Raw genomic sequence first — 12,622 nt, 5'->3', positions numbered from 1 at the left:
CGCGATGGTTGCCCGTTTGATTCTCGCGCCCAAGGATGAGCGCAAAACCAAAGAGGACTGAAGCATGGTGAACACATCCCGTCGCAACCTGCTCAAGGCCGCCGCGCTGCTGCCGCTGGCCGCCGCCTGCAACAGCCTCGCGTGGAGCGCGGATGCCAACGCGGCACAGGCCAGCTTCGCGCTGGATCTGGCCCGACCCGGGCGACGCGTCGATCCCAGTCTCGCCAGCCTCAGCTACGAAACGCTGGAGTTGTCCGACCCCACGTTCTTCGCCGCGGACAACCACGGCCTGGTGCGCCTGTTCCGCGAGATGAATCCGCACGGCGTGCTACGCATCGGCGGCAATACCAGCGACGACACCGTGTGGGGCGGCTACAAGGGCGGGATGCCGACCTATGTCCCGCGCAGGCACGGCAAGCTGCTGCAGCCGCACGTATTGGAAATGGAGGGCTTGCAGGCGCTGGCAGGCTTCGTGCGCGCCACCGGCTGGAAGCTGGTGTTCGGCGTGAACCTGCGCATCGGCTCGCCGGAGATGGCGCTGGACCTGGCGCAGACCGTGCAGAAGCTCGTGGGCGACCAGTTGCTGGCGATCCAGATCGGCAACGAGGCGAACAACTACGAGCACGATTATGCCGAGTTCGATGCGGCGTGGCTGCCCTACGCCAAGCTGCTGCATGCCGCCGGGCTACCCATCGCCGGACCTGACACCGGCGCGAACACCGACTGGGTGATCGAATACGCCAAGCAACACGCCAAGGAAAACGTGTTCCTCAGCCGGCACTACTACCGCGAGGCGGCGGAGAACGGCTCGATCCCGGACATGCTCGCCGGCGATCCCGGTTTCTTCGGCGAGGTCGAGCAGATCATGCAGGTGGCGGACCAGTATGCGCTGCCGTTACGCATCTCCGAGGGCAACTCGTACTACAACGGCGGCCGCGACGGCACCAGCAACGTGTTCGCCTCCGCGCTGTGGGGAGCGGATTTCATGCTGGCGCTGGCGCAGCGCGGCGTGGCGGGCATGCACTTCCACGGCGGCACGCTGCTTTCGGTGGAAACCTCGCTGGGGCGCGTGGCGAAGGCGCCCACCGGCGGCGACATCGTGGCGCGGCGCGATGCGCAGGCCTCGCGTTATTCCGCCATCGCCGGCAGCCGCGCGCTGGGTTACCAGCAGCGGCCGCTGTTCCATGGCATCACGTTGGCGCAGCGGTTCGCCGGTGCGCAGATGCTGCCTGGCCGGCTCGACGCCGGCGGCGCCAACCTCACGGCCTATGCGGCGAAGCAGGGCGATGCGGTGCTGGTCGCGTTGATCAACAAGGATGCGCAGCGCGATGCCGCGGTTGCGTTGAGTGGCTTTCCGCAGGGGGCGAAGGGCGAGCTGATGCGGTTGCGTGCGCCTGCGCTGGACAGTCGGCGCGACGTGAGTTTCGCGGCGGATGGGCATGTGTCGGCCGATGCGGGCGGTGCGTGTCGCATCGCCGTGCCGAAAGCCAGTGCTGTCTGGGTGCGCTGGGCGTGATGCCCGCCGTGGCCCGGTTGCGTAAGACCGAGCCTTGTCTCCCCTCGCCCGCTTGCGGGAGAGGGGTTGGGGGAGAGGGGCTTTTGCTTGCGGGCTTACGCAAGCGACAAAGCGGTTTCGTCCACCTGTCGGTGGCCGAGCTACTTCTCTTTTGCTTGTCCAAAAGAGAAGTAGCCAAGAGAAAACGACACCCCGATGCAGCGCTCTCCGGGCATCCTGCCCTCCGAGTCCGTGAGGCGTGGCCGGGCTTTTCGGCCGGACTCCTGTCCGGTCGAAAAGGCATCGCCATCCATGGCGATGCCCGCTGCGCGGCCTGATCGTCCACGCCTCACCGCCACATAGGGGCCCCGGAAAAGCAGCGCGCTCCAAGCGCGCAGAAGCAACGGCCAAAGCCGGCGGTTCACTGATTACGGTGGAGCAGCATTGAGGAGCGACCAATGAGAACCATCAAGCGAACGATCCTGGCGGCGGCACTGGCATGCCTGCTTCCGGCCCTCCTGTTCGCCACCACCGTTAGCGACCGGCCACTGCCGCTGCCAGGTCCACGCCCCAGCGCCGCCACCGTGCAAGCCTGGCAGGCGCGCAAGTTCGGCCTGTTCATCCATTTCGGGCTGTACTCGGAACTGGGCGGCGTGTGGGATGGCCGCAAGGTCACGAATGGCTACAGCGAGCAGATCCAGTCCTTCGCGCCGGTGCCGATAGCCCAGTACGAGGCATTGGCCAAGCGCTTCGATCCGGAGAAGTTCGATCCCGATGCCATCGTGGCATTGGCGAAAGCCGCGGGCATGAAGTTCATCGTGATCACCGCCAAGCACCACGACGGCTTCGCGATGTTCCACACCGCGCAGGACGGCTACGACATCGTCGACGCCACGCCGTACAAACGCGACGTGGTGAAGGAACTGGCCGACGCCTGCGCGCGGGCGCAGATGCCGTTCGGCGTGTACTACTCGACCATCGACTGGCACTGGATGCACGGCCGGTACCGCCCGGACAACGACAATCCGATCACACCTGCGCAGGCCAACTTCAACGTGGCGCAGATCCGCGAGCTGATGAGCCATTACGGCCCGATCAGCGAAGTGTGGTTCGACATGGGAAAGCCCACGCCGGCGCAGAGCGCGCGCTTCGCCCGCACCGTGCATGAGCTGCAGCCGCAGACCATGGTGTCCGGCCGCGTGTGGAACCACCAGGGCGACTTCAGCGTGATGGGCGACAACAGCGAGCCGGGGGAGGGCATGGAGAAGCCCTGGCAGTCGCCGGCGTCGATGTTCCCCGAGACCTGGGGCTACCGTTCCTGGCAGGTGCGCGACGACCTGCCGGGCAAGGTGCGCGAGAACATCGCGCGGCTGGTGCGCGTGGTGAGCGGCGGCGGCAACTACATCCTCAACATCGGCCCGGAGGGCGACGGCTCGGTGGTGCCGTACGAGGCCGACGTGTTGCGCGGCATCGGCGCATGGCTGAAGCCGCATGGCGAGGCGATCTACGGCACGCATGCGTCGCCGTTCGAGAAGCTGGACTTCGGCTACGCCACGCTGGATGCCCACACGTTGTACCTGTTCGTGGAGAAGCCGCCGGCGGACGGCGTGCTGCACCTGCCCGGCGTGGTCGATACGCGCTTCGGGCAAGGGCTCGTGCTGGGCGATGCGCAGGCGAGCGTCGGCAATGTCGCGGTCGATGCGGCGGGTGCGAGCGTGAAAGTGGACGGCCTGGCCAAGGCGGGCTACATGCCGGTGGTGGCGATCCAGCTGGCTGGCGCCCTGCACGTGCGGCCCGACGCCGTGGCGCCGGGTGCGGACGGCCGCGTGGATCTCGTGGCCGCGCAGGCCGAGCATTTCCTCAACTACAACGGTTACGGCTACGACGATCCGGCCACGCTCTACAAGCTGCGCTGGCATGCGCAGGCCGGCGCGGGCGATTACATGTTGACCGTGCATTACCGCGACGCGCATGCGCCGGCGCAATTGGATGTCTGGGTGGACGGCCATCCCCGCAGGCTGGCGCTGCCGGCAGGCAAGGGCGCCGCCAGCCTGCACGTGAGCCGCGACCTGCATGCCTTCCCGTATGCGATGCAGGTCGAGCTGACGCCGGTGGCGCCCTTCCACAAGGGCGACCGCCTGCCGGCCAGCATCGAGTCGGTGGAACTGGCGCCGCTGATGCACCCCGACCAGTCCGCTTCCCGGAAGATGAAGATCGATGGCTGATGCTCGTTGCCCGCCCCGCCGATTCGGCCTCGCTGTCATCGGCCTGCTGCTGGCTTTGCCTGCACTGGCTGCCACGAAGCAGGCCCGGCCCTTCCACGATGACGACGCGGATGCGCCCTACAAGGTGTGGAACAGCACGCCCGCGATCACCATGCCGCCATTGCTGCTCGATGTCTCCGGCACGTCGGTGGTGGTGGAGTGGATGACCGACAGCGACGCCGACGGCAGCGTGCGCTACGGTGAGCACGGGCTGGACCACACCGCGGTGGCCGCACACGACGGACTGCTCGACGTCGGCACCTTCCACCGCGTGGTGATAGCCGGCCTCGAACCGGGCCACGGCTACCAATACCAGGTGGCCTCGCGTCGCGTGGTGGCGGTCAAGCCCTACTGGCCCGAGCGCGGCAACACCGTGCAGGGCGAGACGCTGCACTTCACCACGCTGGATGCCACGCGTGGCACGGCACGTTTCGCGGTGATCACCGACACCCACGAAAAGGTCTCGCGCATCCACACCATGCTCGGCGAGATCCGCAAGACGCCCGAGGACTTCGTGGTGCACCTGGGCGACACGGTGAACTGGGCGGCGAGCGAGCAGCAGTTCAAGGACGTGTTCCTCTCGCCCACCGCGGAGGATCTCGGCGGCAGCACGCCGCTGCTCTACGTGCACGGCAACCACGAATACCGTGGCCCGTTCGCGCGGCAGCTCGGCCCCTACCTGCACGAGCAGGGCGGTCGCTACGACTACGCCCGCGACGACGGCCCGCTGCACCTGATCGCGGTGGACACCGGCGAGGACAAGCCCGACGACACCAACGTCTACGCCGGCCTCAACGACCTGCGCGACTACCGCCGCGAAGGGCTGGCCCGCTTCGGCGCGGCATTGTCCGAGGCGCGCACGCATGGCGCGCCGTTCACCGTGGTGCTCGGCCACCAGCCGGACTGGGGCTGGACCAGCGGCGACAACGCGAAGTGGACGCAACTGGCCAACCAGGCGCACGTCGACCTGTTCATTGCCGGTCATCTGCATTATTTCAAGTACATCAAGCCCGGCGAACAGGGCAACGACTTCCCCATCCTCATCGTCGGGCAGGACCAGGTGGCGTGGGTGGAGGCCGCCGACACCGCGCTGAAAGTCAGGGTGACCGACAGCAACGGCAAGCTGATCGACGCGTTCACGCTGGCGCGCAAGACGAAATAGACACAGAGGCCTGCACATGAATCCCATCCTGACACGCCGGCAATTCACCCAGGCCATCGGCGGCCTCGTGGCGGCCTGTGCCGTTCCGCTGGCTGCGGAAACGCGCGCGGCAACTGCCGCAGCCACGGGCGCGCAAGGCAGCTCTGCGAAGCGTGCTTTCCCCAAGGGCTTCGTGTGGGGCACCGCCACCGCGGCCTATCAGGTGGAAGGCGCGGTCAAGGCGGATGGACGCGGCGAGTCGATCTGGGACGTGTACGCGCACACGCCGGGCAGGATCGTGCATGGCGACACCGCCGACGTGGCCGACGACAGCTACCACCGTTACCCCGAGGACATCGCCCTGATGCGCGGGTTGGGCGTGGGTGCATACCGGTTTTCGGTGGCGTGGCCGCGCATCTTTCCCGATGGCACGGGCAAGCCCAATGCCAAAGGCGTGGATTACTACAAGCGCCTCGTCGATGCGCTGCACGCGGCCGGCATCGAGCCATATTGCACGCTGTACCACTGGGACCTGCCCGAGGCATTGCAGCGCAAGGGCGGCTGGCAGAACCGCGACACCGCCAGGGCCTTCGCCGATTACGCCGGCTACATGGCCGGCCAGCTCGATGGCCGCGTGCAGCACTTCATGACCATGAACGAGATCAGCACCTTCATCGGCAACGGTTACGGCAGCACCGCGATGGCGCCGGGGCTGGGGCTGAAAGGGCAGGCTTTGGAGCAGGCGCGGCACTACGCCTTGCTGGGCCACGGCCTGGCCGTGCAGGCGATACGCGCGACCACCCATGCGAAGACCAGGGTGGGTTCGGCCGAAGGCATCAACGCAGCCATGCCGGCCTTCGACGCACCCGAGCACGTGGCTGCCGCGCGCAAGGCCGCGGTGGAGGAGAACGCCGGCTACCTGACCGCCATGCACACCGGTCGCTATACCGACCTGTACCTCAAGACGCTGGGCGCGGACGCGCCGAAGTTCACGGCCGAGGAAATGCGCATCATCGGCAGCAAGACCGATTTCCAGGGTCTCAACATCTACACCGGCGATTACTACATCGCGGCCGACAACGAGCGCGGCTACGAGGCCGTGCCGTTCCCCTCGTCGTACCCGCGCATGCAGAGCAGTTGGATCCAGTTCGCGCCGGATGCGCTGTACTGGGGGCCCAAACTGATGGCCGAGGCGCTGGGCATCGGCGACATCTACATCACCGAGAACGGCACCTCCAGCACGGCGGTGCCGGATACCGAGGGTCGCGTGCTGGACATCGACCGCGTGATGTTCCTGCGGCAATACCTCGGTGAGCTGCAGCGCGGGATCGGCGATGGCGCGCCGGTACGCGGCTATTTCCTGTGGAGCCTGCTGGACAACTTCGAATGGAGCCGCGGCTATTCCGAGCGCTTCGGCATCACGTATGTCGATTTCGCCACGCAGAAGCGCACGCCGAAACTCAGTTCGCGGTTCTACCGCGACGTGATTGCGGGCAATGCGATATGAAACGAGCACTGCAACGATGGCTGGTGTGCCTGCTGCTGGTCGGTGCCGGCGCACCTGCCGCCTTCGCTGCCGAATCGGCAACGCCGGCCTTTGACATCGCGCCTGCACGCGCGGCCCTGCAGCGCCTGCTGCCGAAGCAACAGGCGCAGTTCGCCCTGGTTGCGCTGGATCGCGGCCAAGGCGCGGATCGCTTCGAGGTCCGCGGCACGCCGGGCCATATCGTGGTGGCGGGTACCTCACCAGCAGTCATCCTCACCGGCGTGGAAACCTATTTGCAGCAGGCGGCGCACGTCGACATCGGTTGGCCGGGTGACAGCCTTGCGCGCTTGCCGGCCACGCTGCCCGCGCCGGCGTCGCCCATCGAGCACCGCGCCGCGGTGCCGGACCGCTACGCGCTCAACGACACCGACGACGGTTATTCCAATGCCTACCTGGCCTGGCCGGCGTGGGAGCACAAGATCGATCTGCTCGCCTTGCACGGTATCGACGAAGTGCTGATGACGGTCGGCACTGAGGAAGTGTATCGCCGCACCTTCCAGGATTTCGGCTACAGCGATGCGGCGATGCGCGCGTGGATTCCCGCCACCGCGCACCAGCCGTGGTGGCTGCTGCAGAACATGTCCGGCTTCGACGCGCCGCTGTCGCCGCAGCAGTACGCGCGGCGCGTGGCGCTGGCACGGAAGATCGTGGCGCGCCTGCGCGAGCTGGGCATCACGCCGGTGTTTCCCGGCTGGTTCGGCACCGTGCCGCCGGGTTTCGCGGCGAAGCATCCCGGTGCCAACGTGGTGCCACAGGGCAGGTGGGCGGGCTTCACGCGTCCGGACTGGCTCGACCCGCGCGATCCGCTCTATGCGAAGGTCGCGGCGGATTTCTACCGCCAGCAGCGCGCGCTGTTCGGCGACAGCACGATGTACAAGATGGACCTGCTGCACGAGGGCGGCCGCGCCGGCAACGTGCCGGTGGCGGATGCTGCGCGCGGCGTGATGGCTGCGCTGCAGGCCGCGCACCCGGGTGCGCGCTGGGTGCTGCTGGGGTGGCAGCACAACCCGCTGCCGGCAGTGCTCGATGCGGTGGACAAACAGCGCTTGCTGATCGTCGACGGCCTGTCGGATCGCTACGGCAACCTGGATCGCGAGAAGGACTGGCACGGCACGCCGTATGCCTTCGGCAGCATCCCCAACTTCGGCGGCCATACCACGCTGGGCGCGAATGCCGGCGTGTGGCTCAAGCGCTTCGCCGCGTGGCGCGACAAACCCGGCAGCAAGTTGCGCGGCATCGCCTGGATGCCCGAGGCCAGCGGCATCGACCCGGCGGCGTTCGCCCTGTTCACCGCGCTGGCGTGGGAGCCGGTGCCGCATGATGAAACTGCATGGTTCACCGCCTATGCCGACAGCCGCTACGGCGGCACCGATGCGCATGCCGAAGCCGCGTGGCGCATCCTCGGCGAAACCGCCTATGCGATGCCGTCCGACGGCGACTCGGAGCCGCAGGACAGCCTGTTCGAGGCGCGCCCCTCGCAGGACGTCTCCACGGCGGCGAGCTGGTCGCCCAGGGCGATGCGCTACGACGCCGGGCATTTCCAGCAGGCCATCTGCGAACTGCTGCAGGTGGCGCCCGCGCTGCGCGATACCAGCGCCTGGCGACACGACATGGTGGACGTGGCGCGGCAGACGCTTGCCAACCGTGCCCGCGTGCTGCTGCCGCAGATCGAGGCAGCGTACGGTGCGAAGGATGCCGCACGCCTGCATGCACTCGATACCGAATGGCTGGACGACATGGCCCTGCTCGACCGCCTGCTCGCCAGCGATCCGGACTTCCTGCTCGGCAACTGGCTCGCACCGGCACGCGCGGAGGCGGGCAACGAGGCCGAAGCAGCGCAGTTCGAGTACGACCAGCGCGCGATCATCACCGTGTGGGGCGAACGCGAAGGCGCCGACGAAGGTGGCCTGCACGACTACGCGAACCGCGAGCTGTCCGGCCTGGTGAGCGGTTTGTACGAGCCGCGCTGGCGACGTTTCTTCGCTTCGCTGGAACAGTCGCTGGCGACGGGCAAGCTGCCGGAGAAGATCGACTGGTACGCGATGGAGCATGCGTGGGCGGTCTCGCACACGGCGGAGCCGACCACGCCGCAGGGTGATCCGTGGCAGCTGGCGACCGAAGTGACGCAGCGGCTGGGGGTATGCAAGCCGTGAGACTGCCAACGAAAGAGGTAATGCTCCATGCATTTGGATGAGTACATGTCATTTGCGCAAACGTTGCCGAGTGAATCCCTCTCCCTCCGGGAGAGGGTGGTGACCTGCAGGCGCAGGAGCGCTTGCGGAACGGCGAAGCCGGCCCCGAACGGGGTGAGCGCCATGGATGGCGCGAATCCAGCCGGGAGAGGGTTCGGTCGAAGCGAGGCGCAGCGGTGTACCCGAACCCTCATTCCCAACCCCTCTCCCGAGGGGAGAGGGGCTTTGCGTCACGGACTTGCGTTTGCTGCGTTGTTGCTGTTGCCGCTCGCATCCCATGCGCAAACCCTGCACGTCGCGCCTGGGGGGACGGCCAACGGCACCTGCGATGCGTCATCACCTTGCACGCTGCAGTCCGCGCAGGCGCGGGTACGCACGTTGCGTGCCCAAGGCCGCAATGACATCACCGTTCAATTGCAGGACGGCACCTATCGCCTGCAACAGCCCTTGCAATTCGATGCCTCGGACAGCGGCGCAGACGGCCATCCGGTGCACTGGCAGGCCGCGCCGGGCGCGCATCCGCTGCTGTCCGGCAGCCGGCTGGTGCAGGGGGCGCGTGATGGAGTGTTGTGGAGCTTTACTCTGCCGTCTGACGCAGCACCGTCGAGCATCTACATTGACGGCCAGCGCCGCTGGCCGTCGCGCACCGAAGCCTGCCCGCATTGCGTGGTGGATGCGAAGGGCTTGTCGAACGTGCCGCCGGCGATCCTGCACAGCCTGCAGGTGGGCTCGCTGGCGGTGATGCACGAGCGCTGGCGCGATTTCCGCTGCAGTGTGGTTGCGTTGGGACAGGGCCGTGTCGACTTGGCGCAGCCGTGCTGGCACAACGCCACGCTGGACTCGGCCAAGAACGGTTGGTCGGTGGCCAGCCCCGTGGGCAAGTACTACGCCGGCGTGGACTGGTTCGAAAACCTTGCCGGCGATCCGTCCGCCCCCGGTGGCTATACGGTGGATACGGCGCACCACGTGCTGCGCTATCGGCCGCTGCCCGCTGAAGCCGCGCATGCGCCTTCCATCGAACTGCCCGCACTCGAACAACTGCTGGTGTTGAAGGGCGTGTCCAAGACGCCGGTGCACGACCTGGTCTTTAGCGGCATCACCTTCGCCGGCACCGAATGGCGCAAGCCGGCATCCGCCGATGGCTATGTGCCGCTGCAGGCGGGCTATCTGGTCGACGGCAGCCGCCGCACGGCACTGCCCGACAACGGCGAGGGCATGACGCGCATAGCCAGCGCGGTGGCCGTGGAGGCCGGCCGCGACATCGTGTTCGATCGCGACAGCTTCCAGCATCTTGCGGCGGCGGGCATCGCCCTGGCGGGCGGCACGCACGGTGCGGCGGTGACGAACTCGCGCTTCACCGACATCGGTGGCGGCGGCATTTTCGCGGGCGATACGGAGGGGCATCCCGTCGACCCTGCCAGCAAGACCTCCGACATCTTGATCACGGACAACCGCATCGACCACGTGGCGCTGGCGTATCGCGACAACGTGGCGATCATGGCCGGTTTCGTCGACGGACTCGTCATCGCGCACAACACCATCAGCGACTTGCCGTACAGCGGCATCTCGGTGGGCTGGGGCTGGGATTACGAGGGCGAGACGCCGGTGCAGTCGTCCATCCACATCGAGGCCAACCGCATCGAGCGCGTGATGCTGCAGCTCGCCGATGGCGGCGCGATCTACACGCAGGCGCAATCGACGCCGGGCACCTCGTGCGTGGTGCGCAACGTCACCGACATGCGCCACAGTGGCGAAGGCAACGGCATCTACCTCGACGAGCACAGCACGTATTTCGATGTGCAACACAACGTGGTGCTGGGCGCCTGGGTCAGCGCGTGGGCCTCGTGGAGCGGCCACCTGCGCATCACCGACAACTGGACGGGCGGCGCCGGCAAGCCGCACAACGCCGGCCCCACCAAAGTGTGGTCGCCGAACTTCACGAACCTGAAAACGCTGCCGACAGCGGCGCTGGCGGTGCAGGGCGCGGCGGGCGCAAGGGACGGCCAACCCGAGCCGGCGTTGCCCATCCGCGTGCCGGCTGCCTGTCCGAAACCGTAGGAGACATGCAGATGCAACGCAGGCACTTCCTGAAACTCGGTGCGCTCGGCGTGACCGGCACGCTGGCTGCGGATTTCCGACTGCGTGCAGATGCGCTTCCCGCACTGGACGAACACGCGCCGCTACCCAACGACGGCAAGTCGCATCGTTTCAGCTTCGGCAAGCGAGAGTTCCTGCTCGACGGCAAGCCGTTCCAGATCAAGAGTGGCGAGATGCACCCGATCCGCATCCCGCCCGTGTACTGGCGGCAGCGCATCCGCATGGCGAAGGCGATGGGCCTCAACACCGTCAGCCTGTACCTGATGTGGAACGCCTACGAATCCGAGCCCGGCGTGTTCGACATGACCAGTGGCGCGCGCGATTTCGTGCGCTTCATCCGCCTGTGCGCGGAGGAGGGCATGTGGGTGTACCTGCGCCCAGGCCCCTTCGTCGCCGGCGAATGGGACTTCGGCGGATTGCCGCCATACCTGCTGCGCGACCCGACTATCGTCGTGCGCACCAAGGACGACGCGCGCTACATGGCCGCGGTGCGCCGCTACTTCGACCACGTCGCGCCGCGCATCGCGCCGCTGCTGGTGGCGAACGGCGGCCCGATCCTGATGCTGCAGATCGAGAACGAATACGCCTCGTACGGGCGCGACCTCGGCTATCTCGAAGTGCTGCGCCAGCTGTGGCTGGAGCGTGGCATCGATGGCCCGTTCTCGATTTCCGACGGGCTGAGCCAGATCCAGTCCACGCACACCTACCTGCCGGGCGTGGCGCTGGGCCTGGACGGCGACACCGATTTCGAGGCGGCGCAGGCGATCGCCGGAGACCGTCCGGTATGGATGGGCGAGGGCTACCCCGGCTGGATTTCCTCCTGGGGCGAGAAGGATTTTCCGAAGGACGATTTCGAGCCGACGCTGAAGCAACTGCTGGCTGCCGGGCGCTCGTTCAATCTCTACGTGGTGCACGGTGGCACCAACTTCGGCCTCACCTCCAGCGGCATTTCACGCGCGGACGGCAGCGGTTTCCTGTCGGTGACCACGAGCTACGACTACGGCTCGCCGATCAACGAGCATGGTGCGCCCGCGCCGGCCTATCACCGCTTCCGCGCCTTGCTCGCGCAGCACTCATCGCACAGCCTGCCAGAAGTGCCGGCGACGCCACCCATCGCGGGGTTCGATCCGGTGCAGGTGAAGCCGGTGGCCTCGCTGTGGGATCTTCTCCCGGCACCGCAGAAGGTGCACGCGCCGCGCTCCAACGAGGAACTGTTCGCGCAGAACCAGGGCATGGTGCTCTACCGCAAGCGCGTGCGCGGCCGGCAGCTGCAGCTCACCGGCGTGCACGACTACGCCACGGTGTTCACCGATGGCAACTACGTGGACTACTTCGCGCGCGTCGTCGATCCCCGCCTGCACACCACGGGCAAGTTCGCGCTGGACGGGCAGGAGCGCGTGCTCGACCTGCTGATCGACAGCTTCGGCCACATCGGCAACGCGCAGATATACAACGACCGCAAGGGCCTGGTCGGCAGCGCGCAACTGGACGGCCAGACGCTGCTGGACTGGGACGTGTACAGCCTGCCGGTGGACGATGCGCTGCTGCAGCGCGTGCGCAATGCGCCAGCGCCGTCGGCACCCGGCCGGCCGGGCTTGTTCTTCCGCGCCGAAGTCGTGCGCGACGTCGAAGCCGATGCCTATGTGGACATGAGCGCGTGGCGCAAGGGCTACCTGTGGGTCAACGGCCACCTGCTCGGGCGCTACTGGAGCCTGGGCCCGCAGCAGCGGCTGTATTGTCCCGCGCCATGGTGGCGCAAGGGCGCCAACGAAATCCTCGTGCTGGATTTCCACTGCACGAGCGGTGCGCCTATTGGCGGAGCCACCAGCCTGCACGACTGAAGCGCGTCGAGGTTAGCCTTTCTCCCCTCTCCCTTCGGGAGAGGAG

The 12,622-nt window shown here is 67.3% G+C and carries 7 protein-coding genes; all 7 read left to right on the top strand.

The features are described 5' to 3' along the window. Window positions 1-64 precede the first annotated feature (64 nt). The 7 genes from IHE47_RS08885 (at window position 65) to IHE47_RS08855 (ending at window position 12,576) form a co-directional block, all read left to right on the top strand. A complete protein-coding gene (locus IHE47_RS08885) occupies window positions 65-1,516 on the top strand; it encodes a hypothetical protein (protein WP_192105538.1) in 1,452 nt (483 codons plus the stop codon). Window positions 1,517-1,953: 437 nt separating this feature from the next. Continuing rightward, entirely contained in the window at window positions 1,954-3,720 is a 1,767-nt protein-coding gene (locus tag IHE47_RS08880; protein WP_192105537.1) for an alpha-L-fucosidase, read from the top strand. Next, window positions 3,713-4,921: an FN3 domain-containing metallophosphoesterase family protein gene (locus IHE47_RS08875; protein ID WP_192105536.1), complete on the top strand. Its 1,209-nt coding sequence runs from the start codon at window positions 3,713-3,715 to the stop codon at window positions 4,919-4,921. Before IHE47_RS08880 ends, IHE47_RS08875 begins: the two co-directional genes overlap by 8 nt. Window positions 4,922-4,937: 16 nt before the next feature. Further along, window positions 4,938-6,407 (top strand): GH1 family beta-glucosidase, encoded by a 1,470-nt coding sequence (locus IHE47_RS08870; protein WP_192105535.1) that lies wholly within the window; start codon window positions 4,938-4,940, stop codon window positions 6,405-6,407. Continuing rightward, on the top strand, window positions 6,404-8,599 hold the full coding sequence (locus tag IHE47_RS08865) for an alpha-N-acetylglucosaminidase (protein WP_192105534.1): 2,196 nt from the start codon (window positions 6,404-6,406) through the stop codon (window positions 8,597-8,599). Before IHE47_RS08870 ends, IHE47_RS08865 begins: the two co-directional genes overlap by 4 nt. A gap of 417 nt (window positions 8,600-9,016) precedes the next feature. Further along, window positions 9,017-10,696, top strand: coding sequence for a right-handed parallel beta-helix repeat-containing protein (locus IHE47_RS08860; RefSeq protein ID WP_192105533.1), 1,680 nt, complete (start codon window positions 9,017-9,019; stop codon window positions 10,694-10,696). Window positions 10,697-10,707: 11 nt separating this feature from the next. After that, window positions 10,708-12,576 (top strand): beta-galactosidase, encoded by a 1,869-nt coding sequence (locus IHE47_RS08855; RefSeq protein ID WP_192105532.1) that lies wholly within the window; start codon window positions 10,708-10,710, stop codon window positions 12,574-12,576. Window positions 12,577-12,622 lie beyond the last annotated feature (46 nt).

Origin of the sequence: Rhodanobacter sp. DHB23 (assembly GCF_014842975.1) — a bacterium.
In the GTDB taxonomy this organism is placed as follows: Bacteria; Pseudomonadota; Gammaproteobacteria; order Xanthomonadales; family Rhodanobacteraceae; genus Rhodanobacter_A.
Note: the sequence above shows the minus strand (reverse complement) of the source record. Positions and strands in the feature narration are given on the sequence as shown.